Genomic DNA, 21,251 nt, shown 5'->3' on the forward strand with positions numbered 1-21,251 from the left:
GTTCCTGATCGGTCGCCGGGCGTCGGAACACCGACTCGGGGTCAGTCCTTGATCTCGCAGATGGGGGCGCCCGAGGTGATGGAGGCGCCGACCTCGGCGAGGAGGCCCTTGACGGTGCCCGCGCGGTGGGCGTTCAGGGGCTGTTCCATCTTCATGGCCTCCAGGACGACGATGAGGTCGCCCGCCTGGACCGTCTGGCCCTCCTCGACGGCCACCTTGACGATGGTGCCCTGCATGGGCGAGGCGAGGGTGTCGCCGGAGGCGACGGGGCCGGACTTCTTGGCCGCGCGGCGCTTGGGCTTGGCGCCCGCCGCGAGGCCGGTGCGGGCCAGGGACATGCCGAGCGACGAGGGGAGGGAAACCTCCAGGCGCTTGCCGCCGACCTCGACCACGACCGTCTCACGGCCCAGCTCCTCGTCCGCCTCCGCGTCGGCGGGGGCGGTGAAGGGCTTGATCTCGTTGACGAACTCGGTCTCGATCCAGCGGGTGTGGATCGTGAAGGGGTCCCCGGAGCCGGTCAGCTCCGGCGCGAAGGCCGCGTCCCGGACCACCACACGGTGGAACGGGATGGCCGTGGCCATGCCCTCGACCTGGAACTCGTCCAGCGCCCGCGCGGCGCGCTCCAGCGCCTCCTTGCGGGTGCGGCCGGTGACGACCAGCTTGGCCAGCAGGGAGTCCCACGCCGGGCCGATGACCGAGCCGGACTCCACGCCCGCGTCCAGGCGGACACCGGGACCGGCCGGCGCCTCGAAGCGGGTGACCGTACCGGGGGCGGGCAGGAAGCCCCGGCCCGGGTCCTCGCCGTTGATGCGGAACTCGAAGGAGTGGCCGCGCAGCTCGGGGTCGCCGTAGCCCAGCTCCTCGCCGTCGGCGATGCGGAACATCTCGCGGACCAGGTCGATCCCGGCGACCTCCTCGGTCACGGGGTGCTCGACCTGGAGGCGGGTGTTGACCTCCAGGAAGGAGATCGTGCCGTCCTGGCCGACCAGGAACTCACAGGTGCCGGCGCCTTCGTAGGCCGCTTCCTTGAGGATGGCCTTGGACGCCCGGTACAGCTCCGCGACCTGCGCCTCGGAGAGGAACGGCGCCGGGGCCTCCTCCACCAGCTTCTGGTGGCGGCGCTGCAGCGAGCAGTCACGGGTGGAGACGACGACCACGTTGCCGTGCTTGTCGGCCAGGCACTGGGTCTCCACGTGCCGGGGACGGTCGAGGTAGCGCTCCACGAAGCACTCGCCCCGGCCGAAGGCGGCGACCGCCTCGCGGACCGCCGAGTCGTACAGCTCCGGCACCTCCTCCAGGGTGCGGGCGACCTTCAGACCGCGTCCGCCACCACCGAAGGCCGCCTTGATGGCGATCGGCAGGCCGTGCTCCTTGGCGAAGGCCACGACCTCCTCGGAGCCGGACACCGGGTCCGGCGTGCCGGCGACCAGCGGGGCACCCGCGCGCTGCGCGATGTGCCGGGCGGCGACCTTGTCACCCAGGTCCCGGATCGCCTGCGGCGGCGGGCCGATCCAGTTCAGGCCCGCGTCCAGGACCGCCTGAGCGAACTCGGCGTTCTCGGACAGGAAGCCGTACCCGGGGTGGATGGCGTCCGCGCCGGACTCCCGGGCGGCGTTCAGGACCTTGTCGATGTCCAGGTAGCTGGTGGCCGGGGTGTCACCGCCCAGGGCGAACGCCTCATCCGCGGCCCGGACGTGCAGAGCGTCCCGGTCCGGGTCGGCGTACACGGCCACGCTCGCGATGCCTGCGTCCCGGCAGGCCCGCGCCACACGGACAGCGATTTCGCCACGGTTGGCGATGAGCACCTTCTGCACGATTGAGGCTCCCTCCTTGAAACAAGCCGAGTTTAGGGACTGCCGACACGTCACATCGACCCGTCCCCAGTGGTGAGCTTGCCCACACGGAGCGTGATGCGAGGCCCGCTCGACCCACTGGAGTCCTTGTCGCATCTCGGTACGCAGGACTCCACCGGAAAACCCTAGCCCCGCCATGTGGCCAAGGTCTCTGTGAGAGCGTGCTGCGGGCCACGCGGTTTCTTTGTGGAGTCCCTACGAATGGCCCAATGATTCTTTGCCGCCGGCCGAGGTCTTGTCCCCTGTCGTACCCATGAGTAGCGTTCGCGCTGACCGGCGTACTGCCGGTAACGGGTGAGCCGCGGGGGCGGCGGCGAAGGTGGGGTGGGGCCGGTGGTGCGCAGACCGGTGGCTTGGATCGTGACGCTCGTCCTGCTGGCCGAGGCTGTCGGCATCGCGGCGGTGAACTGGCTGCTCGGCACGGTGGTGGACCACCAGCAGATGTCGCTGGCCGGCCTCGACCCCGCGATGATGGCGACGTCCTCGAAGGCGGGAGGCGTGGTCTTCGGGCTCTACTTCGCCCTCTGCGCCCTGGCCGCCCTGCTGGTCGCGGTGCGCGACCGCGCCCCGGCCGGCCTCGGCCGCGTCCTGCTGGTCAGCGCCGCCGTGGTGAACGCCTTGCTGGGCGCCGTCGCATGGGGCCTGGTGGGACCGGAGGCGTTCCTGACGCTGATGGTGGTCCTCGCCCTGCTGGTGCTGCTGCTGATGACGTACGACCGTCCGCGTGACACGGGTGCCCGGCCGGCCGGTGACCCGCCCGGGGAGGGAGGCGCCCCCGAGGCCGCCCCCGGACCGAGGCCCACGTCCACCCCTGCGGGTGACGCTCAGGGCCGTCCGGCCGACACCGGGAAGATCACTCGGACGGCGCCCACAACTCCGTGATCCCGACACCCAGTTCGCGCAGCAGCTTGCGGACCAGGGGCAGGCTGATGCCGATCACGTTGCCGTGGTCGCCCTCGATGCCCTCGACGAAGGGCGCGGAGCGGCCGTCCAGGGTGAAGGCCCCGGCGACGTGGAGGGGCTCGCCGGAGGCGACGTAGCGGGCGATCTCCTCGTCCGTGGGCTCGCCGAAGCGGACCACGGTGGAGGCGGTCGCGGAGACGTACCGCTCGGCGGCGGTGTCCCAGACGCAGTGCCCGGTCTGGAGGACCCCGGCGCGGCCGCGCATCGCCTTCCAGCGGGCGGTGGCCTCCTCGGCGTCGGCGGGCTTGCCGAGCGCCTGCCCGTCCAGCTCCAGCACCGAGTCGCAGCCGATCACCAGCGCGCCCCGCACGTCGGGCCGGGCGGCCACCACGGACGCCTTGGCCTCGGCGAGCGCGAGCGCCAGCTCGGCCGGGGTCGGGGCGGTGACCGCGTCCTCGTCCACCCCGCTCACGATCACCTCGGGCGCCAGCCCGGCCTGCCGCAGCAGACCCAGCCGGGCGGGGGACTGGGAGGCGAGAACGAGACGGCGCCGCTGGTCTGTCATGCGATCAGCCTAGCGCCGCCGCCGTGCTCACCTCAGCCCGATGACGATCATCGCCAGCACCATGGCCAGGGCCATGAAGAGGCCGAGCCGCCTGAGTCTCTCCTCCATGTGACGGAGTTCCTCGGGCGGCTCGTTCTCCGGGTCTGACCACAGCATGGCTCCAGCGTGGGGCGCGGCGCGGCGCGAGCGCCTGAGTACTCCTACTCAGGTTCGAGCTCAGCTGGGCCAGTAGGTGCGCGACCAGGACACCGGCCCCGGCGCGGGCAGGCGGCGGCCCGCGATCCTGGCCGGGTCCGACCACGCGTCCCGCGGTCGCCGCGCGCCGGACGACGGCTCGGCCGCCGCCACGGCGCGGGCGCGGACCACCGCCAGTGCGGCGGCCAGCTCCTCCGGGGTGGGATTGCCTCGTACGACCTTGATGTTCATGACGGCTCCCGTCGGCGCTGTTCCTACAGGGGGTTCCTACAGGGGGATGTTGCCGTGCTTCTTCGGAGGCAGGGATTCCCGTTTGGTACGCAGCTGACGCAGGCCCCGGACGATGTGCGCCCGGGTGTCCGACGGCATGACCACCGCGTCGACATAGCCGCGCTCCGCCGCCACATACGGGTTGAGCAGCGTGTCCTCGTACTCCCGGACCAGCCGCGCCCGGGTCTCCTCGCCGGTGCCGGCCGCCTCCGCCTCGGCGATGGTGCGGCGGTGCAGGATGCTGACCGCGCCCTGCGCGCCCATCACCGCGATCTGCGCGGTCGGCCAGGCCAGGTTGAGGTCGGCGCCCAGGTGCTTGGAGCCCATCACGTCGTACGCGCCGCCGAACGCCTTGCGGGTGATGACGGTGATCAGCGGGACGGTGGCCTCGGCGTAGGCGTAGATCAGCTTGGCGCCGCGCCGGATGATGCCGTCGTGCTCCTGGTCCACGCCGGGCAGGAAGCCGGGCACGTCCACGAAGGTGAGCACCGGGATGTTGAACGCGTCGCAGGTGCGCACGAACCGGGCCGCCTTCTCGGACGCCTTGATGTCCAGGCACCCCGCGAACTGCATCGGCTGGTTGGCGACCAGCCCCACCGGGTGCCCCTCGACCCGGCCGAAGCCGGTGAGGATGTTCGGCGCGAACAGGGCCTGCGTCTCGAAGAACTCCCCGTCGTCCAGCACGTGTTCGAGCACCGTGTGCATGTCGTACGGCTGGTTCGCGCTGTCCGGCACGAGGGTGTCCAGCTCGCGGTCCTCGTCGCTGAGCGCGAGGTCCGCCTCCTCCGGGTAGACCGGCGCCTCGCTGAGGTTGTTGGACGGCAGGTACGACAGCAACTGCTTGACGTACTCGACGGCGTCCTTCTCGTCGCCCGCCATGTGGTGGGCCACGCCGGAGTTGGTGTTGTGGGTGCGCGCGCCGCCCAGTTCCTCGAAGCCGACGTCCTCACCGGTGACCGTCTTGATCACGTCGGGGCCGGTGATGAACATGTGGCTGGTGCTGTCCACCATCACGGTGAAGTCGGTGATCGCGGGGGAGTACACCGCGCCGCCCGCGCACGGGCCGACGACCAGGCTGATCTGCGGGATCACCCCGGAGGCATGGGTGTTGCGGCGGAAGATCTCGCCGTACGCGCCCAGCGAGGCGACCCCCTCCTGGATGCGGGCGCCGCCGGAGTCGTTGATGCCGATGACCGGGCAGCCGGTCTTCAGCGCGAAGTCCATGACCTTGACGATCTTCTGGCCGTACACCTCGCCGAGGGCGCCGCCGAAGACGGTGAAGTCCTGGGAGAACACGGCCACCGGACGGCCGTCCACCGTGCCGTAACCGGAGACGACACCGTCGCCGTACGGACGGTTCGCCTCCAGGCCGAAGTGGGTGGAACGGTGCCGGGCGAACTCGTCCAGCTCGACGAACGAACCCTCGTCCAGGAGGAGTTCGATGCGCTCACGCGCCGTCAGTTTGCCCTTCGCGTGCTGCTTCTCCACCGCGCGTTCCGAGCCGGCGTGCGTCGCCTCGTGGATACGCCGCCGCAGATCCGCGAGCTTCCCGGCGGTCGTGTGGATGTCGGTCTCGTGCTCTTCCGGCTCGGACATCGGGATGCGGCTCCCTGCCTGCTCAAAAGGGGGGACGATTACTCATCCGTAGCGTAGTCCGGGGCCCGTCTCTCAGGAGTGCGGTCTATGCCACACCTAGGGTGACTTGCATGACGCCGCACAATGTCTCAGGTCCCAGCCGCTGGTCCGACCTCGACCGCCCGCCGCTCAACGCGGCCGCGCTGCGCCGCGCGCTCGTCCGGGAGGGCGGGCTGTGGTCCTCGGTCGACGTGGTCCAGCGCACCGGCTCCACCAACTCCGACCTCGCCGCCCGCGCGGCCTCCGGGCAGGCGGCGGAGGGCTCGGTGCTGATCGCGGAGGAGCAGACGGCCGGGCGCGGGCGGCTGGACCGCCGCTGGACGGCCCCGCCGCGCTCGGGCCTCTTCTTCTCCGTCCTGCTGCGCCCCGCCGGGGTTCCGCCGGAGCGCTGGGGCTGGCTCCCGCTGCTGACCGGCGTGGCGGTCGCCACCGGCCTGTCCCGCGCGGCCGGCGTCGACACCGCCCTGAAGTGGCCGAACGACCTGCTGGTCACCGTCGGCGCCGAGGAGCGCAAGGCGGGCGGCATCCTCGCCGAGCGGGCGGGGGAGGACGGCGTGGTCGTCGGCGTCGGCCTCAACGTCACCCTGCGCGCCGACGAACTCCCCGTCCCCCGGGCGGGCTCGCTGGCCCTGGCCGACGCCGTGAGCACGGACCGCGACACGCTGCTCCGCTCGGTGCTCCGCTCCCTGGAGACCTGGTACGACGGCTGGCGCGCGGCGGGCGGCGACCCGGTCACCAGCACCCTCCAGGAGACCTACGCGGCCGGCTGCGCCACCCTCGGCCGCCAGGTCCGCGCGGAACTGCCCGGAGACCGCGACCTGGTCGGGGAGGCGGTCGCGGTCGACGGGGACGGGCGGCTGGTCATCGCCACGGCGGAGGGGAAGCGGGAGGCCGTGGGGGCGGGGGACATCGTGCATCTGCGTCCGGCGTAGGGGTTTTCCGCCCGGCGCGGGCTTCCGGCCGGTGAGAGGCGGTGTGCCCGGCCCCGGTGGCGGGCAGAGGCGCGTGGGGGCACCGGCCCGCCACAGGTCGTGCGCGGTGCGCGCCGGGCGGTGCTTCCAGAGGGTGAAGAGTGCGTCCGGGTGGCCGGTCCCGGCGGAGTGAGCTGGCGCACACCTGCCGTAGAGTTGAGGCCGGTCGGTACCTGACCGCGGCAGATCGGAAGGGCAGCAGGCGTGAGCGTCGACGACACGGGCTCCGGCGCGGGCGCGGAGGGCCGGGTGGACCCCGATGCCCCCGACCCCGGCGACGACCCGCTCGCCCTCCGCCTCGAACAGCTGATCCTCGGCGCCGAGCGCCGCTACACCCCCTTCCAGGCCGCCCGCAGCGCCGGTGTCTCCATGGAACTGGCGTCCCGCTTCTGGCGGGCGATGGGCTTCGCCGACATAGGCCAGGCCAGGGCGCTCACCGAGGCCGACGTACTCGCCCTGCGCAGGCTCGCCGGTCTGGTCGAGGCGGGGCTGCTCAGCGAGGCGATGGCGGTGCAGGTGGCCCGCTCCACCGGGCAGACCACCGCCCGGCTGGCCGAATGGCAGTTCGACTCCTTCCTGGAGGGCCTGACCGAGCCCCCCGAGCCCGGCATGACCCGCACCGAGGTCACGTACCCGATCATCGAACTGCTCCTGCCCGAGCTGGAGGAGTTCCTCGTCTACGTCTGGCGCCGCCAGCTCGCCGCGTCCGCCGGGCGGGTGGTGCAGAACGTGGACGACGCGGAGATGGTCGACCGGCGTCTCGCCGTCGCCTTCGCCGACCTCGTCGGCTTCACCCGGCTCACCCGCCGGATGGAGGAGGAGGAACTGGGCGAGCTGGTCGAGGCGTTCGAGACGACCGCCGCCGACCTGGTGGCCGCGCGCGGCGGCCGCCTCATCAAGACCCTCGGCGACGAGGTGCTGTACGTCGCCGACGACGCGGCCACCGCCGCCGACATCGCCCTGCGCCTGGTCGAGACGCTGTCCAACGACGAGACGATGCCCGAACTGCGGGTCGGCATGGCGTTCGGCACGGTCACCACCCGCATGGGCGACGTCTTCGGCACGACCGTGAACCTCGCCTCCCGGCTGACCTCCATAGCGCCGCGCGACGCCGTGCTCGTCGACAGCGCCTTCGCGGAGGAGGTGATCCGCACCGGAGTGGCGCCCGCCTCCGAGGCGGAGGCGGCGGAGGCCGTCGCCTCCGCCGAGAAGGAGGGCGAGGAGCCCCCGCAGTACCGTTTCGCCCTCCAGCCGATGTGGCAGCGCTCGGTGCGCGGCCTGGGCATGGTCGAGCCCTGGCTGCTGGCCCGCCGGGGCGAGGCGCCCTGAGAGCCCCCTACCGGCCCCGCAGTTCCAGGCAGAGGCCCAGTACGGGCACGCAGACGCCCTTGCTGTCCGGCGGGGGTGGCGCATCGCTCCGGGCCGGCGTGGGGGCCGTCGCCGGCGGGGCGGGGGGTTCGGTGGACGCTTCCGGCGGGGTGCGCGGTGCGGCCGGGGGCGCCGGTGCGCCCGAGGTGGCGGGCGGCGGAGTCCCGCTGGGGCGCTCGGTGGGGCGCTTGGTGGGCGTGGGGACCGCCTCGGCGCTCGTGGTGACCGTGCCGCCCGGGGTGGGACGCGCCGGTGCCGGGACTTCGACGGGAGACGCCGACGGTACGGCGGCGACGGTCGCGGAGACGCCCGGCGAGGGACCGGTGCCCCGCCTCCACGGGTGCCAGGGCTCCGCCTCGGCGGTGCCGGGCCCGGCGTCCGGCGCGATCCGCACGAGGCTCGGCACCGCCACGGCGAGCACGGCTGCCGCCCCCACGAGCAGCACCACCCGCCACCGTCCCCGCCGATGCCGGCCGTGCTCCGACGCGTCCGCCGCGCGCGGGACCCGGGTGCGGGGGAGCGCCGCGGCCGAGGCGGAGGGGGCGGGAGTGACATGGGTGGCAGGCGGGGCTGCGGCGGCCCCCGGCCGACGAGCGAGGCCGGCCGCGCCCGCCTCCACCTGACCGGACACCTCGCGCGGACTCGCCTGCGGCCGACGGCCGGCCTCGCCCCGCTCCGCCTCCCCGGCCGCCGGCGCGTCGCCCCCGACGAGCCCCGCCGTTCCCCTCCCGGCCCGAGGCCGGCTCCCGCTCTCGCCCCCCGCCACCCCGGTCCGCACCAGGAAGGACACCCCCGGCGGCTTCGCAGGGTCCGTCGGGATGCGCGCCGGTGACACCCGCGGGACCGCTTCGGCGGGGAGTCGGGGCGGAGGTGTCGCGGACTTCCGCTGTCCGGGTGTCATGCGTTCCACTCCTCTCCACCGCGCGCCGCCGGGCGCGTCAGCCGTGGGGGACGGTATGCGCTCATGTGGGTGGCGTGGGCCGGGTCGGCGAGGTAATCACCCGAACGGGTGGGGCTCGCTCTTTCCGAGGGCCGGTCCGGCTGCGATGATCGGCCCGACAGTGTGTTAACCCACGTTAACCGGAGGATGGCATGAGCGAGGAGCGGTACGGGGAGTTCGTGCTGGTGCGCAGGCACGGCCACGTGGCCGAACTGGTGCTGGACCGGCCGAAGGCCATGAACGCCGTGTCGACGGAGATGGCCCGTTCCCTCGCGGCAGCCTGCGCGGCGCTCGCCGCCGACCGGGACGCTCGGGTCGTCGTACTGACGTCCTCCGGTGAACGCGCGTTCTGTGTCGGCGCGGATCTGAAGGAGCGGAACTCGTTCAGCGACGCGGACCTGGTCCGGCAGCGCCCGGTCGCGCGCGCGGCGTACACCGGCGTGCTGGAGCTGCCGATGCCGGTCGTCGCGGCGGTGCACGGCTTCGCCCTCGGCGGCGGCTTCGAACTGGCGCTGGCCTGCGACCTGATCGTTGCCGACACGACGGCCGTGGTGGGGCTGCCTGAGGTATCCGTCGGCGTGATCCCGGGCGGCGGCGGTACGCAGCTGCTGCCGAGGCGGGTCGGCGCGGCGCGCGCGGCCGAGCTGATCTTCACGGCCCGCCGGCTGGACGCGCCGGAGGCGGCCGCGCTCGGCCTGGTCGACCAGCTCGCCGAGGCGGGCCGGGACCGGGAGGACGCGCTCGCGCTGGCCGCGCGGATCGCGAAGAACTCCCCGGTCGGCCTCCGCTCCGCCAAGCGCGCCCTCCGCCTGGGCCAGGGCCTGGACCTGCGGGCCGGGCTGGACGTCGAGGACGCGGCCTGGCGGGCGACCGCCTTCTCCGGCGACCGCGCGGAGGGCGTGGCGGCCTTCAACGAGAAGCGCGCACCCGAGTGGCCGGGGGAGTGAACCCCCGGGTGACCACCTGATCGCCCGCGCCGACGCCCCTGATGTCCCTTTCCTCCCTAACCTGGAGTGATGGGAGAGGACGATCGGCTCGCTGCCGTGGTGGGGCTGGCCCAGGGGATGGCGGCCGCGCACACGGCGCCGGAGTCCTGGCGGGCGGCGGCGCTCGGGGCCTGCCGGGCGCTGGCCGGGAACTTCGCCGCGCTGTCGGTGTGGGAGCGGGAGCGGGGGCGGCTCAGGGTCCTCGTGAACGTCGGCAGCCGTGCCGAGGACGAGGAGGAGTTCCCGGCGGAGGAGGCGTACCCGGTCCACCAGTTCCCGGAGATCACCGAGTTCCTGCACGAACGCTGGGCCGGGGGCGGCGGTCCCAACGCCTGGGTGGAGACCGCGCGGGGTCCGGCCGCGGGCACTCCCGGCTACATCCACCAGCGGGTCGCCGCGCTGCGCCGCCGGGGCCGGGGCTGCTGTGTGGTCGCGCCCGTGGTGCTGCACGGCCGGGCGTGGGGCGAGCTGTACGTGGCGCGGGCGGCCGGGGTGCCGGTGTTCGACCGGGGGGACGCCGACTTCGCCACCGTCCTGGCCGCCGTCGTCGCGGCCGGGCTGGCGCAGACCGAGCGGCTGGAGGAGGCCCGCCGCCTCGCCTTCACCGACGCCCTCACCGGGCTGGCCAACCGCCGCGCGGTGGACGTGCGCCTCGATGAGGCGGTGGAGCGGCACCGGGCGGACGGAGCGGTGGTCAGCCTCGTCGTCTGCGACCTGAACGGGCTGAAGAAGGTCAACGACACCCAGGGGCACGCGGCGGGGGACCGGCTGCTGGAGCGGTTCGGGTCGGTGCTGTCGCTGTGCGGGGCGATGCTGCCGGGCGCGCTCGCGGCGCGGCTCGGCGGGGACGAGTTCTGTCTGCTGGCGCTCGGACCGTCGGCCGAGGACGTGGTCGGGGCGGCCGTGGAGCTGTGCCGCCGGGCCGGCGCCCTGGAGCTGGGTGAGGGGGTGGCCTGCGGGGTGGCGTCCACCGGGCACGACATCGGCCCGGTGTGCGACGCCCGGCGGCTGTTCCGGCTGGCCGACGCCGCGCAGTACCGGGCCAAGGCCGAGCGCGCGGAGCTGCCCGTGGTGGCCGGGCGGGAGGGCCCGGACGACCCGGTCGTCCGGCTGGCGGACGAGACGCCGCCGCCCGCGAGGAACGAGCGCCGCCGTTTCCGGGGGCGACGGCCCCGGGGCCGGTAAGGGGCGCGGACACGATCCACTAGTGACACCACCGCATTCAATGCGTACGCTCCTGAATATGGATATGCACTCTGTGGTGGTGGGGACCACCGGCGTCACCGCGCACGACGTCCTCGCCGTCGCGCGCGCCGGGGCCCGCGTGGAACTGTCGGAGGAGGCCGTGGCCGCGCTCGCCGCGGCCCGCGAGATCGTGGAGGCGCTGGCCGCCAGACCCGATCCGGTCTACGGCGTCTCCACCGGCTTCGGCGCGCTCGCGACCCGGCACATCAGCCCCGAGCTGCGCGCCCAGCTCCAGCGCAACATCGTCCGCTCGCACGCCGCCGGCATGGGCCCGCGCGTCGAGCGGGAGGTCGTCCGCGCGCTGATGTTCCTGCGCCTGAAGACGGTCTGCTCCGGGCACACCGGCGTACGCCCCGAGGTCGCGCAGACGATGGCGGACCTGCTCAACGCGGGGATCACCCCGGTCGTGCACGAGTACGGCTCCCTCGGCTGCTCCGGCGACCTCGCCCCGCTCTCGCACTGCGCCCTGACCCTGATGGGCGAGGGCGACGCGGAGGGCCCCGACGGGGTCGTACGCCCGGCCGGTGAGCTGCTGCGCGAGTACGGCATCGAGCCGGTCGAGCTGCGCGAGAAGGAGGGCCTGGCCCTCCTCAACGGCACCGACGGCATGCTCGGCATGCTGATCATGGCGCTCGCGGACCTCGACTCCCTCTACACGTCGGCTGACATCACCGCCGCCCTCAGCCTGGAGGGACTGCTCGGCACGGACAAGGTCCTCGCGCCCGAGCTGCACGCCATCCGCCCCCACCCCGGCCAGGCCGCCTCCGCCGCCAACATGCTCGCGGTGCTCAAGGACTCCCAGCTCACCGGCCACCACATGGACGACGCGCCCCGCGTCCAGGACGCCTACTCGGTGCGCTGCGCCCCGCAGGTCGCCGGTGCCGGCCGCGACACCCTGGCGCACGCCCGCCTGGTCGCCGAGCGCGAGCTGGCCGCCGCCGTCGACAACCCGGTGGTGCTGCCTGGGGGTACCTCCCAGGCTTCCGGCACCGGGGGAGGGCGGGTGGAGTCCAACGGCAACTTCCACGGCGCCCCGGTCGCCTACGTCCTGGACTTCCTGGCCATCGCCGTCGCCGACCTCGGCTCCATCGCCGAGCGCCGCACCGACCGCCTGCTGGACAAGAACCGCAGCCACGGGCTGCCGCCGTTCCTCGCGGACGACGCGGGCGTGGACTCCGGCCTGATGATCGCCCAGTACACGCAGGCCGCGCTGGTCAGCGAGCTGAAGCGGCTCGCCGTACCGGCCTCCGCCGACTCCATCCCGTCCTCCGCGATGCAGGAGGACCACGTCTCCATGGGCTGGTCGGCCGCGCGCAAGCTGCGTACCGCCGTGGACAACCTCACCCGGGTGATCGCGGTCGAGCTGTACGCGGCCGCCCGCGCCGTCGAGCTGCGCGAGGGGCTGGAGCCGGCCCCCGCCTCGCGCGCGGTGATCGAGGCCGCGCGCGCCGCCGGGGTGGGCGGTCCGGGCCCCGACCGGTTCCTGGCGCCCGACCTGGCCGCCGCCGACGCCTTCGTGCGCGGGGGCGGGCTCGTGGCGGCCGCCGAGACGGTCACCGGACCGCTGCGCTAGCCGCCGCCCGGGGGCCTCACCCACGGGCGGGGCCCCCTCGGGGAACTCCTCAGAACCCCAGCCGTTCCCGGCGCACCGAATACACCACGAACCCCGCGCCCACGGCGAGGAACAGGGTGCCGGAGACCACGTACGGCGTGGTGTCGAAGCTGCCGGTGTCGGCGAGCCGGGTCGGGTCGGCGGCGTCCTGGCCGGTGAGCTGGGACACCGTGGTGACCTGCCCGGTGATCCCCGAGTCCGGGTTCCCGGGGTCCGCCGGGCCGGAGACCGCCGTACCGGCGGCCGCGGAGCCCGTCGAGAGGCCGTCCTGCGAGGCGTTGGCGGACGGGACGAACCACAGGGCGCACAGCAGCGTGCCCGCGGCGGTGGCGGTCAGCAACGGATGGCGAGCGGATGCCACGGAATATCGATCCCCTTGTGACGCTGGCGAATTGGCCGTGTGGAGCGATGTTAGTGAAAATCGCGGGTCACAGGAAAGTCACGACGGGTTTCGGTTCTAGGCTCCCCGCATGGACGCTGAAGAGACATCACGTTTTGTACGCCTTCGGGTGGAGCTGGTCCTGGAGGTGCTCGACGGTGACGAGCTGACCAAGGCCGCGCTGCGCCGCATCGCCGCCGACCCGGAGCTGCCGGACGCGGAGCGGGCGCACGCCGGGGGCGATGTGACGGAAGACACCGCCGAGGCGCTGGCGTATCTCGTGGACCCGTTCGACCTGGTCAGCGACGTGCCCGGGGTGGAACTCCAGCAGGCGTCCTGGTCCGGCGAGCGGTTCGCGTATGACCCGGATTCGCCTAAATGGGACTTCGGCGACGATGATGAGGACGACGACGAACCGGCCGACGACGTGGACGGCCGGGACGAGCGGTAGGCAGCCCGGCGGCTTCGGTCGCGGGTTTCGGGGCACGGATGACCCGGACGGCAACCGCTGTCCGGGTTCTCTCGTCTCACAAGTGGCGCATCGAGGCCCGCGCACCGCCCGTCCCGGAGACGGGACATGGTGTTCCCCTACATGGTGTTCCCCTACGTGGTGTCCCCTCACGTGGTGTCCCCCTACGTGGTGTTCCCCACAGAGCCCCGCTCAGGGGAACGGGGAGGCGCGGCCGTTGCGTTGGAAGATTTCAAACGGGGACTCTCGGGGTTCTGGACAGATTCGGCAACGATGGAGAAGCGTGTGATGACGAACAGTAAGCGGCGCAACCGCCTGACGGTCGCGTCCGCACTGCTCGGTGGCGTGCTCGTGCTCACGGGCTGTTCCAGCGGCGGTAATGCCAGCGCGTCCGACGGCGGTGAGAGCTCGCAGGCGAAGGCCGACGAGGCGGCGGCGAGGAAGTCGTCCGAGGCGCAGATCACGATCACGCCGAAGGACGGCTCGAACAACGCCTCCATCAACAACTCGGCCGCGGTCAAGGTCGCCAAGGGCACCCTGACCGGCGTGAGCATGACCACCACAGACGGCAAGGCGGTGGAGGGCGAGCTGTCCGCCGACAAGCTCAGCTGGAAGCCGACCACCCAGCTGGAGCGGTCGACGACCTACAGGCTCGCCGCCGAGGCGAAGGACTCCGGGGGCCGCGTGGCCCACGAGAACGCCTCGTTCACCACGGTGTCCCCGTCCAACAGCTTCATAGGCAACTTCACCCCGAACAACGGCAGCACTGTCGGGGTGGGCATGCCCGTGTCGATCAACTTCGACAAGGCGATCACCGACAAGGCCGCCGTGCAGAAGGGGATCACCGTCTCCTCCTCCAGCGGTCAGGAGGTCGTCGGCCACTGGTTCAACGCCAACCGGATCGACTTCCGCCCGGAGACGTACTGGAAGGAGAACTCCACCGTCACGCTGAAGCTCGCGCTCGACGGTGTCGAGGGCGCCGACGGCGTCTACGGCGTCCAGCAGAAGACGGTCACCTTCCACGTCGGCCGCAACCAGGTCTCCTACGTCGACGCCAGGACCAAGCGGATGACGATCACGCAGGACGGCAAGACCGTCAAGCGGCTGCCGATCTCCGCCGGTTCCCCGGAGAACAAGACGTACGCCGGCACCATGGTCATGTCCGAGAAGTTCGAGCAGACCCGGATGAACGGCGCGACCGTCGGCTTCACCGACGACGACGGCAAGGGCGAGTACGACATCAAGGACGTGCCGCACGCCATCCGCCTCACCGACTCCGGCACCTTCCTGCACGGCAACTACTGGGGCGCGAAGTCCATCTTCGGCAGCGTGAACACCAGCCACGGCTGTGTGGGCCTGTCCGACACCAAGGGCGCCAAGGACCCGAACACCCCGGCGGCCTGGGTCTTCAACCACTCCCTCGTCGGTGACGTGGTGGTCATCAAGAACACCGGTGACAAGACCGTCTCCCCGGACAACGGCCTCAACGGCTGGAACCTGGACTGGGCCCAGTGGAAGGCCGGTTCGGCCGCCTGATCCCATCCCGGAACACCCCCTGAGAGCGCGAGTGCCGCCCCTCACCGACGAGGGGCGGCACTCGCGTGTGTACGGGGTCCGCTAGAGCGTCGGCACCGTGGCCGTTCCCCAACTGGCCAGCAGGCGCAGGGACTCGGCCGAGGCGGAGTCGGGTTCGGCGTGGTAGACGATCAGGTTCAGGTCCGCGTCGCCGGTCACCCGCAACCCCTCGAAGCCCAGGGCGAGTTCACCGACCAGCGGATGCCTGAGCCGCTTCACGCCGTAGAACTGCTCCTTCACGTCGTGCGTGGCCCACAGCCGGCGGAACTCCTCGCTCTTGACGGAGAGTTCACCGACCAGCGCGGCAAGCCGGGCGTCGTCCGGGAAGCGCCCGGCGTCCATCCGCAGCCCGCACACGATGTCGATCGCCTTCTGCTCCCAGTCGATGAACAGCTCGCGATACTCCGGGCAGAGGAACACCAGCCGGGCCCAGGTGCGGTCCTCCGGCGCCAGCCGGCCCCAGTCGCCGAACAGCGCGGTCGCCATCCGGTTCCAGGCCAGGATCTCCGAGCGCCGCCCCGTGATGTACGCCGGCACCGCGTCCACCGAGTCCAGCAGGTGCTGCAACGCGGTCCGCACCTGCGGGCGGCGGCCCTGCACCCGCTTCTTGTGCGGCGCGGGCTTGGCCAGATGGGTCAGATGCGCGTGCTCGGCGTCGGTCAGGCGCAGGGCGCGGGCGATGGAGTCCAGCACCTCCGCCGACACGTTCCGCCCGTTGCCCTGCTCCAGGCGCGTGTAGTAGGCCACCGACACCCCGGCCAGCTGCGCCAGCTCCTCACGGCGCAGCCCCGGCACCCGGCGGCGCCGGCCGAACTCGGGCAGGCCCACGTCCTCCGGCTTGAGCCTGGCCCGGCGGCTGCGCAGGAACTCGCTCAGCTCGGCCCGCCGGTCCAGCGGGCGGCTCGCGGCCGTCTCCGGCTGTTCGTCCATACCTCAAGTATCGAGGGCGGCGCCGGGTCGTACGCCCCGGAGCCTGTCCCTCCCGGTGGTAGGCACAGTGGTCGTACGCAAAGCCGTGGCCTGGGTGAGGGCGCCGGACAGGGGCACTCTGGAAGGGTGCTCGGTCGTGACCGTGTCCGGGCCACAGCGAAGTTGAGGAGAACCCCGTCATGACCACTGTTGCTGCGTACGCCGCGCCCGCCGCCAAGGCGCCCCTGGAGCGGACCACGATCGAGCGGCGGCCGGTCGGCGACCACGACGTCCTGATCGACATCAAGTTCGCGGGGATCTGCCACTCCGACATCCACCAGGCCCGCGACGGCTGGGCCGAGGGCATCTTCCCGATGGTCCCCGGTCATGAGATCGCGGGAGTCGTCAGCGAGGTCGGCCCGAAGGTGACCGGGTTCGCCGTCGGCGACCGGGTGGGCGTCGGCTGCATGGTGGACTCCTGCCGCGAGTGCGACAACTGCAAGGCCGGCCTGGAGCAGTACTGCACCGGCGGCGGCCCCACCCTCACCTACAACGACACCGACAAGCAGGGCGAACCCACCTACGGCGGGTACTCCGAGAACGTCGTCGTGAACAAGGACTTCGTCGTCCGCATCCCCGACGGCCTCTCCCTGGACGTGGCCGCGCCGCTGCTGTGCGCGGGCATCACCACGTACTCCCCGCTCAAGCACTGGGGTGCCGGCCCCGGCAAGAAGGTCGCCGTGGTCGGCCTCGGCGGGCTCGGGCACGTCGGCGTGAAGATCGCCCACGCGCTGGGCGCCGAGGTCACCGTGCTCTCGCAGTCCCTGCGCAAGAAGGACGACGGGCTGCGGCTCGGCGCCGACCACTACCACGCCACCAGCGACCCGAAGACCTTCGAGGAGCTGGCGGGCACCTTCGACATCATCCTGAACACCGTCTCGGCCCCGCTCGACTTCGCCGAGTACGTGTCCCTGCTGCGCACCGACGGCACCATGGTCAACGTGGGCCTGCCCGAGGAGCCGGTGCAGATCACCCTCCAGTCCGTGTTCGGCCAGCGCCGCAGCCTCTCCAGCTCCGGCATCGGCGGCATCGCCGAGACCCAGGAGATGCTGGACTTCTGCGCGGAGCACGGGGTGGGCGCCGAGATCGAGCTGATCGGCGCGGACGAGATCAACGCCGCGTACGACCGCGTCACCGCCAGCGACGTGCGCTACCGCTTCGTCATCGACACGGCGACGATCTGACGCCGGCCACACGAAAGGGCCGCCCGGCTCCGGCCCACCCTAAGGGCCCCCGCGGCGCGGGCCGGGCGGCCCGCTGTCGTCTGTGCTCAGCCCTGGGCGGGGGCCACGCCGATCGGGCAGGAGACGCCCGTGCCGCCGATGCCGCAGTACCCGGCGGGGTTCTTGTCCAGGTACTGCTGGTGGTAGGGCTCGGCCGGGTAGAAGGGGCGGCCCTCGGCCGGGAGGATCTCCGTGGTGATCGTGCCGTGGCCGGAGCCCGACAGGACCTGCTGGTACGCGGCGCGGGACGCCTCGGCGGCGGCCGCCTGCCCGGGGGTGTGGGTGTAGATCGCGGACCGGTACTGCGTGCCCACGTCATTGCCCTGGCGGAAGCCCTGCGTCGGGTCGTGCGACTCCCAGAAGGTCTTGAGCAACTGCTCGTACGAGACGACCTTGGGGTCGTAGACCACGCGGACCGCCTCGGTGTGGCCGGTCAGGCCCGAGCACGCCTCCTCGTAGGTGGGGTTCTCGGTGTAGCCGCCCTGGTAGCCCACCAGCGTGGTGTGAATCCCTGCCGGGAGCTCCCAGAACTTGCGCTCCGCGCCCCAGAAGCAGCCCAGCCCGAAGTCGGCGACCTCCAGGCCCTCGGGATAGGGGCCGGTCAGGGGGTTGCCGAGGACGGTGTGCCGGGCGGGGACCTCGAAGGCGGGCACATCCCGCCCCGTGAGCGCCTGCTCCGGGGTGGGTAGCTGCGGTGTGCGGCCGAAGAGCATGGGGTCTCCCTGGTCGGTCTCGGGTGCGGACGGGTAACGACTACAACGACCGGGGCGCCCCCCGCATTCCGGTTCGGCTCAAGGACGGTGCAGGTGGGGCCGGGGTGTCAGCCCGGCAGGCTCGCCGGGTTGCCGCCGTTGGCCTCGTACCCCGCGACCGCCAGCGCCCGGTACACCGCGAACTCCCCGGCCGGTTCCTCGGACAGGGTCCACGGCAGCGCGCCCACATGGCCGTCCACATGCACCAGCTGGTCCATGGCCTCCGCCCAGCGCTCGGCCCGCACCAGGAAGAACACCAGCAGATGCCGGACGTGCGCCAGCATCGGATCGTCCGGCCGGGCGGAGTGCACCGCGTGCAGCGCGCCGTGGATCGCCCTGACGACGACCTCGCTGCGGTAGAACCCCGAGACCAGGTTCACCTCCGGCAGATGCTCGAAGACGGCGAACAGCGGCAGCGCGGCCAGCAGCGAACCCTCCGGCGCGCGGGCGGCGGCGGCCTCGGCGAACGCGTACGCCTCCTCGCGCGAGCCGTGCCATTTCTCGCAGGTGTAGTGCAGCGCGGCCAGGTGCGCGCCCATGTGGTGCGGGGCGGTGTCGAGGATCTTCCCCCACAGCTCGTCGAACTCCGGCCGGGACCAGCCAAGTCCGCGCGCCACGGACAGCGCGACGATGTGCGGCACCGGGTCACCGGGGGCGGCGAGCGCGGCCCGGCCGCAGGCGTCGCGCGCCTCCTCCATGATGATCCGGAAGTCATCCGTGCCCGGCACCGAGGTGCGCCACGCCTGCTGCGCCAGGAACTCGGCGTGCACCGCCGCGCCGCCCGCGTCCTTCGGCTGCTCGGCCCGCCACACCCGCAGCCACTGCCCGCCCGGCGTCTGATGTATCCCGCCGGGCCGTGCGCGCAGCTCCAGCGAGGCCGCCCCGGCGAACGCCTGCACCCGCTGCCAGCGCCGCTCACCCTCCGCTTCCGTACCCGCGAGGATCTGGGCCGCGGCGCGGTGGTCGCCGGTGCGGCCGACCAGGTCCAGCACGTCCAGCAGGTCCTGGTCCGGGCCCGGCATCCGGATGTCCAGCTCCTCCTGGCGCAGGAAGCCGTATCGCTCCGGGTCGGCGGCGTCCGGGTGGCCCGGATGCACACGCTCGATCCCGCCGCGCCCGCGCCGGATCAGCGGGAGCAGCGCGAAGGCCAGCAGGGCCAGCGCCAGGAGCAGCCAGAGAGTCGCCATGAGTCAAGCGAACCAGATGCCGGCGGCACTTGGCCAACCCTCCCGCGAGCCTGTGGAAAACTCCCGTCCGCCGCCCCAGCCCCTGCCCGGCGTCCGGCAGCACCCCCGCGAGCGCACTACGCTCGGTGCACATGAGCGACAGGCACATCAGCGAGCACTTCGAGACTCTGGCGATCCACGCGGGCAACACCGCCGATCCCCTCACGGGCGCGGTCGTCCCGCCCATCTACCAGGTCTCGACCTACAAGCAGGACGGCGTCGGCGGGCTGCGCGGCGGTTACGAGTACAGCCGCAGCGCCAACCCGACCAGGACGGCGCTGGAGGAGAACCTCGCGGCGCTGGAGGGCGGCCGCAGCGGCTTCGCGTTCGCCTCCGGCCTCGCCGCCGAGGACACCCTGCTGCGTACGCTGCTCAGCCCCGGCGACCACGTCGTCATCCCGAACGACGCCTACGGCGGCACCTTCCGGCTCTTCGCCAAGGTCGCCACCCGCTGGGGCGTGGAGTGGTCCGTCGCCGACACCAGCGACCCGGCCGCCGTGCGCGCCGCGATGACCCCGCGTACCAAGGCCGTCTGGGTGGAGACCCCCTCCAACCCGCTGCTCGGTATCACCGACATCGCCGCCGTGGCCCAGGTCGCGCACGCCGGCGGGGCGAAGCTCGTCGTCGACAACACCTTCGCCACCCCTTACCTCCAGCAGCCGCTCTCGCTCGGCGCGGACGTCGTCGTGCACTCCCTGACCAAGTACATGGGCGGTCACTCGGACGTGGTCGGCGGTGCGCTGATCGTCGCCGACGAGGGTCTGGGCGAGGAGATCGGCTTCCACCAGAACGCGATGGGCGCCGTCGCCGGCCCCTTCGACTCCTGGCTGGTGCTGCGCGGCACCAAGACCCTCGCGGTGCGCATGGACCGGCACAGCGAGAACGCCACGAAGGTCGCCGACATGCTGTCCCGGCACCCGCGCGTGAGCGGCGTGCTCTACCCGGGGCTGCCCGAGCACCCCGGCCACGAGGTCGCCGCCAAGCAGATGCGGGCGTTCGGCGGCATGATCTCCTTCCGGGTCACCGGCGGCGAGGAGGCGGCCGTCGCGGTGTGCGACCGCGCCGAGATCTTCACCCTCGGCGAGTCCCTCGGCGGCGTGGAGTCCCTCATCGAGCACCCCGGCCGGATGACGCATGCCTCGGTCACCGGTTCGGCGCTGGAGGTCCCCGCCGACCTGGTCCGGCTGTCCGTGGGCATCGAGAACGCGGACGACCTGGTGGAGGACCTCAAGCAGGCGCTCGGCAAGTAAGCGGGCTCCTGCCTACCAGCCGGACAGGGGCGGGGTCGTCGAGGACGGCGGCTCCACCCACGGCCGGGTCAGCGCGGCCCAGGTGACGAACGCCATCGCCGCCGCGCCGAGCACCAGCCACAGCAGCCGGCGCGCTCGCCGGCGCAGGCGCAGCAGCCGGGCGCCCCGGCGCACCGCCTCCCCGGGCAGCTCCGGCGGCACGCTCACCGGGACCGTCTCCATCAGCCGCCGCACGGCTGCCTCGCGCTCCGGCCGGTTCACGGGCGCAGCGCTCTCATGACCGGGCCGCCCGCGCGCGGGGCGTCCCCGGGCGGCGGATGCAGCACCGTGGCCGTCGCCCGGTCGCAGAGGGCGTGCACCCGCTCGGCGGGCAGGCCCAGCAGGGCCGCCGTCTGCTCCACGGCCAGCCCCTCGTACAGCCGCAGCACCAGGACCAGCCGTTCGCGCGGGGTCAGTAGGGCGAGCGGGCCGTGCGGGCGGGAGCGGTGCCAGGCCGCGTGGGCGAAGCGGGTCGCCAGGTACTGGCGTGCGCGGTCATAGGGGTCCTCGCCCGGCGGGCTGTCCCAATGGGCGTAGGTGTGGGCGAGGGCCCGCGCCAGCAGGCGCCGCGCGCGCGGGTTGGCGTCCGGTGCCTCCGCGGTGAGCAGCGTAGCGGTGTGCAGCAGCCGGCCCGCCGCGCCCGCGACGAACCCCCCGAACTCCTGTGCCCTGCGGGCGTCCCGCACGGCCGGCCGATCACGCACCCCGCCTCCCCCCAGCACACCCTGCGGCGCGAGAAGCACCCTGGAGACCCGGACGCGCGCCGGGGCCCGGTCTCATCTGAGGCCCATGGGGGTCCAGGGGTCAAGAGCCGGGACGGAGCCTC

Annotated in this window: 22 protein-coding genes; 10 read left to right on the plus strand and 12 right to left on the minus strand. The window is 72.9% G+C overall.

Features of this window, described 5'->3' with window-relative positions; translation table 11 throughout:
• Positions 1 to 41: 41 nt before the first annotated feature.
• Positions 42 to 1,814: an acetyl/propionyl/methylcrotonyl-CoA carboxylase subunit alpha gene (locus ACFWN1_RS16190; protein WP_384362198.1), complete on the minus strand. Its 1,773-nt coding sequence runs from the start codon at positions 1,812 to 1,814 to the stop codon at positions 42 to 44.
• Between the two features lie 387 nt (positions 1,815 to 2,201).
• Between ACFWN1_RS16190 and ACFWN1_RS16195 the strand changes: the two genes are divergently transcribed.
• Positions 2,202 to 2,735 (plus strand): hypothetical protein, encoded by a 534-nt coding sequence (locus ACFWN1_RS16195; protein WP_384362201.1) that lies wholly within the window; start codon positions 2,202 to 2,204, stop codon positions 2,733 to 2,735.
• On the opposite strand, the gene ACFWN1_RS16200 is transcribed toward ACFWN1_RS16195, so the two are convergent.
• Genes ACFWN1_RS16200 through ACFWN1_RS16215 form a run of 4 tightly spaced genes read right to left on the minus strand, consistent with a single transcriptional unit; the run spans position 2,707 to position 5,382 of the window.
• Positions 2,707 to 3,321 carry a Maf family protein gene (locus ACFWN1_RS16200; RefSeq protein ID WP_384362204.1) on the minus strand — a complete coding sequence of 205 codons (615 nt, stop codon included), beginning with the start codon at positions 3,319 to 3,321 and terminating at the stop codon, positions 2,707 to 2,709. The two genes, ACFWN1_RS16195 and ACFWN1_RS16200, sit on opposite strands and share 29 nt — an antisense overlap.
• Before the next feature lie 27 nt (positions 3,322 to 3,348).
• On the minus strand, positions 3,349 to 3,477 hold the full coding sequence (gene mmpB, locus ACFWN1_RS16205; protein WP_384362207.1) for a morphogenic membrane protein MmpB: 129 nt from the start codon (positions 3,475 to 3,477) through the stop codon (positions 3,349 to 3,351).
• A gap of 60 nt (positions 3,478 to 3,537) precedes the next feature.
• Positions 3,538 to 3,747, minus strand: coding sequence for an acyl-CoA carboxylase subunit epsilon (locus tag ACFWN1_RS16210; protein ID WP_384362210.1), 210 nt, complete (start codon positions 3,745 to 3,747; stop codon positions 3,538 to 3,540).
• Positions 3,748 to 3,783: 36 nt separating this feature from the next.
• The gene (locus ACFWN1_RS16215) at positions 3,784 to 5,382 is read right to left on the minus strand and encodes an acyl-CoA carboxylase subunit beta (protein WP_384362213.1); all 1,599 of its coding nucleotides are present in this window, start codon (positions 5,380 to 5,382) and stop codon (positions 3,784 to 3,786) included.
• A gap of 110 nt (positions 5,383 to 5,492) precedes the next feature.
• On the opposite strand from ACFWN1_RS16215, the gene ACFWN1_RS16220 reads away from it, so the two are divergent.
• Both ACFWN1_RS16220 and ACFWN1_RS16225 read left to right on the plus strand, forming a co-directional pair.
• Entirely contained in the window at positions 5,493 to 6,353 is an 861-nt protein-coding gene (locus ACFWN1_RS16220) for a biotin--[acetyl-CoA-carboxylase] ligase (RefSeq protein WP_384362216.1), read from the plus strand.
• A gap of 243 nt (positions 6,354 to 6,596) precedes the next feature.
• The gene (locus tag ACFWN1_RS16225) at positions 6,597 to 7,721 is read left to right on the plus strand and encodes an adenylate/guanylate cyclase domain-containing protein (protein ID WP_384362219.1); all 1,125 of its coding nucleotides are present in this window, start codon (positions 6,597 to 6,599) and stop codon (positions 7,719 to 7,721) included.
• Positions 7,722 to 7,728: 7 nt separating this feature from the next.
• Here ACFWN1_RS16225 and ACFWN1_RS16230 read toward each other — a convergent pair whose 3' ends face one another.
• Positions 7,729 to 8,661: a hypothetical protein gene (locus ACFWN1_RS16230; protein ID WP_384362222.1), complete on the minus strand. Its 933-nt coding sequence runs from the start codon at positions 8,659 to 8,661 to the stop codon at positions 7,729 to 7,731.
• A 191-nt stretch (positions 8,662 to 8,852) separates the two neighbouring features.
• Between ACFWN1_RS16230 and ACFWN1_RS16235 the strand changes: the two genes are divergently transcribed.
• The 3 genes from ACFWN1_RS16235 (at position 8,853) to hutH (ending at position 12,504) form a co-directional block, all read left to right on the plus strand.
• Positions 8,853 to 9,647 carry an enoyl-CoA hydratase/isomerase family protein gene (locus tag ACFWN1_RS16235; protein ID WP_384362225.1) on the plus strand — a complete coding sequence of 265 codons (795 nt, stop codon included), beginning with the start codon at positions 8,853 to 8,855 and terminating at the stop codon, positions 9,645 to 9,647.
• Positions 9,648 to 9,716: 69 nt separating this feature from the next.
• A complete protein-coding gene (locus tag ACFWN1_RS16240; RefSeq protein ID WP_384362228.1) occupies positions 9,717 to 10,871 on the plus strand; it encodes a diguanylate cyclase domain-containing protein in 1,155 nt (384 codons plus the stop codon).
• 64 nt (positions 10,872 to 10,935) lie between these two features.
• The gene (hutH, locus tag ACFWN1_RS16245) at positions 10,936 to 12,504 is read left to right on the plus strand and encodes a histidine ammonia-lyase (protein WP_384362282.1); all 1,569 of its coding nucleotides are present in this window, start codon (positions 10,936 to 10,938) and stop codon (positions 12,502 to 12,504) included.
• 49 nt (positions 12,505 to 12,553) lie between these two features.
• On the opposite strand, the gene ACFWN1_RS16250 is transcribed toward hutH, so the two are convergent.
• The gene (locus ACFWN1_RS16250; protein ID WP_384362231.1) at positions 12,554 to 12,904 is read right to left on the minus strand and encodes a hypothetical protein; all 351 of its coding nucleotides are present in this window, start codon (positions 12,902 to 12,904) and stop codon (positions 12,554 to 12,556) included.
• Positions 12,905 to 13,013: 109 nt separating this feature from the next.
• Between ACFWN1_RS16250 and ACFWN1_RS16255 the strand changes: the two genes are divergently transcribed.
• Positions 13,014 to 13,373: a hypothetical protein gene (locus ACFWN1_RS16255; protein ID WP_384362234.1), complete on the plus strand. Its 360-nt coding sequence runs from the start codon at positions 13,014 to 13,016 to the stop codon at positions 13,371 to 13,373.
• Between the two features lie 291 nt (positions 13,374 to 13,664).
• Positions 13,665 to 14,927, plus strand: a complete 1,263-nt coding sequence (locus ACFWN1_RS16260; protein WP_384362236.1) for an Ig-like domain-containing protein — start codon at positions 13,665 to 13,667, stop codon at positions 14,925 to 14,927.
• Positions 14,928 to 15,008: 81 nt separating this feature from the next.
• Here ACFWN1_RS16260 and ACFWN1_RS16265 read toward each other — a convergent pair whose 3' ends face one another.
• Positions 15,009 to 15,896 carry a helix-turn-helix domain-containing protein gene (locus ACFWN1_RS16265; RefSeq protein WP_384362239.1) on the minus strand — a complete coding sequence of 296 codons (888 nt, stop codon included), beginning with the start codon at positions 15,894 to 15,896 and terminating at the stop codon, positions 15,009 to 15,011.
• A gap of 179 nt (positions 15,897 to 16,075) precedes the next feature.
• On the opposite strand from ACFWN1_RS16265, the gene ACFWN1_RS16270 reads away from it, so the two are divergent.
• Positions 16,076 to 17,119: an NAD(P)-dependent alcohol dehydrogenase gene (locus ACFWN1_RS16270; RefSeq protein WP_384362242.1), complete on the plus strand. Its 1,044-nt coding sequence runs from the start codon at positions 16,076 to 16,078 to the stop codon at positions 17,117 to 17,119.
• Positions 17,120 to 17,205: 86 nt separating this feature from the next.
• On the opposite strand, the gene msrA is transcribed toward ACFWN1_RS16270, so the two are convergent.
• Together msrA and ACFWN1_RS16280 are read right to left on the minus strand one after the other, a co-directional pair.
• The gene (gene msrA, locus ACFWN1_RS16275) at positions 17,206 to 17,871 is read right to left on the minus strand and encodes a peptide-methionine (S)-S-oxide reductase MsrA (RefSeq protein ID WP_384362245.1); all 666 of its coding nucleotides are present in this window, start codon (positions 17,869 to 17,871) and stop codon (positions 17,206 to 17,208) included.
• A 107-nt stretch (positions 17,872 to 17,978) separates the two neighbouring features.
• Positions 17,979 to 19,097: a hypothetical protein gene (locus tag ACFWN1_RS16280; RefSeq protein WP_384362248.1), complete on the minus strand. Its 1,119-nt coding sequence runs from the start codon at positions 19,095 to 19,097 to the stop codon at positions 17,979 to 17,981.
• Positions 19,098 to 19,228: 131 nt separating this feature from the next.
• Between ACFWN1_RS16280 and ACFWN1_RS16285 the strand changes: the two genes are divergently transcribed.
• A complete protein-coding gene (locus ACFWN1_RS16285; protein WP_384362251.1) occupies positions 19,229 to 20,386 on the plus strand; it encodes a cystathionine gamma-synthase in 1,158 nt (385 codons plus the stop codon).
• Positions 20,387 to 20,398: 12 nt separating this feature from the next.
• Here ACFWN1_RS16285 and ACFWN1_RS16290 read toward each other — a convergent pair whose 3' ends face one another.
• Positions 20,399 to 20,647: a hypothetical protein gene (locus ACFWN1_RS16290; protein ID WP_384362254.1), complete on the minus strand. Its 249-nt coding sequence runs from the start codon at positions 20,645 to 20,647 to the stop codon at positions 20,399 to 20,401.
• Positions 20,644 to 21,129 (minus strand): sigma factor-like helix-turn-helix DNA-binding protein, encoded by a 486-nt coding sequence (locus ACFWN1_RS16295; RefSeq protein ID WP_384362258.1) that lies wholly within the window; start codon positions 21,127 to 21,129, stop codon positions 20,644 to 20,646. The genes ACFWN1_RS16290 and ACFWN1_RS16295 overlap by 4 nt, the downstream gene beginning before the upstream one ends.
• Between the last annotated feature and the right edge of the window lie 122 nt (positions 21,130 to 21,251).

Source organism: Streptomyces sp. NPDC058459, assembly GCF_042721685.1.
Classification (GTDB): Bacteria; Actinomycetota; Actinomycetes; order Streptomycetales; family Streptomycetaceae; genus Streptomyces.

What these genes read in the sequence shown, in the direction of transcription:
- ACFWN1_RS16200 (WP_384362204.1), bottom strand. Translation starts at nt 3,321, where the DNA reads ATGACAGACCAGCGGCGCCGTCTCGTTCTCGCCTCCCAGTCCCCCGCC.
- mmpB (WP_384362207.1), bottom strand. Translation starts at nt 3,477, where the DNA reads ATGCTGTGGTCAGACCCGGAGAACGAGCCGCCCGAGGAACTCCGTCAC.
- ACFWN1_RS16210 (WP_384362210.1), bottom strand. Translation starts at nt 3,747, where the DNA reads ATGAACATCAAGGTCGTACGAGGCAATCCCACCCCGGAGGAGCTGGCC.
- ACFWN1_RS16215 (WP_384362213.1), bottom strand. Translation starts at nt 5,382, where the DNA reads ATGTCCGAGCCGGAAGAGCACGAGACCGACATCCACACGACCGCCGGG.
- ACFWN1_RS16220 (WP_384362216.1), top strand. Translation starts at nt 5,493, where the DNA reads ATGACGCCGCACAATGTCTCAGGTCCCAGCCGCTGGTCCGACCTCGAC.
- ACFWN1_RS16230 (WP_384362222.1), bottom strand. Translation starts at nt 8,661, where the DNA reads ATGACACCCGGACAGCGGAAGTCCGCGACACCTCCGCCCCGACTCCCC.
- ACFWN1_RS16235 (WP_384362225.1), top strand. Translation starts at nt 8,853, where the DNA reads ATGAGCGAGGAGCGGTACGGGGAGTTCGTGCTGGTGCGCAGGCACGGC.
- ACFWN1_RS16240 (WP_384362228.1), top strand. Translation starts at nt 9,717, where the DNA reads ATGGGAGAGGACGATCGGCTCGCTGCCGTGGTGGGGCTGGCCCAGGGG.
- hutH (WP_384362282.1), top strand. Translation starts at nt 10,936, where the DNA reads ATGCACTCTGTGGTGGTGGGGACCACCGGCGTCACCGCGCACGACGTC.
- ACFWN1_RS16255 (WP_384362234.1), top strand. Translation starts at nt 13,014, where the DNA reads ATGGACGCTGAAGAGACATCACGTTTTGTACGCCTTCGGGTGGAGCTG.
- ACFWN1_RS16260 (WP_384362236.1), top strand. Translation starts at nt 13,665, where the DNA reads ATGGAGAAGCGTGTGATGACGAACAGTAAGCGGCGCAACCGCCTGACG.
- ACFWN1_RS16265 (WP_384362239.1), bottom strand. Translation starts at nt 15,896, where the DNA reads ATGGACGAACAGCCGGAGACGGCCGCGAGCCGCCCGCTGGACCGGCGG.
- ACFWN1_RS16270 (WP_384362242.1), top strand. Translation starts at nt 16,076, where the DNA reads ATGACCACTGTTGCTGCGTACGCCGCGCCCGCCGCCAAGGCGCCCCTG.
- msrA (WP_384362245.1), bottom strand. Translation starts at nt 17,871, where the DNA reads ATGCTCTTCGGCCGCACACCGCAGCTACCCACCCCGGAGCAGGCGCTC.
- ACFWN1_RS16280 (WP_384362248.1), bottom strand. Translation starts at nt 19,097, where the DNA reads ATGGCGACTCTCTGGCTGCTCCTGGCGCTGGCCCTGCTGGCCTTCGCG.
- ACFWN1_RS16285 (WP_384362251.1), top strand. Translation starts at nt 19,229, where the DNA reads ATGAGCGACAGGCACATCAGCGAGCACTTCGAGACTCTGGCGATCCAC.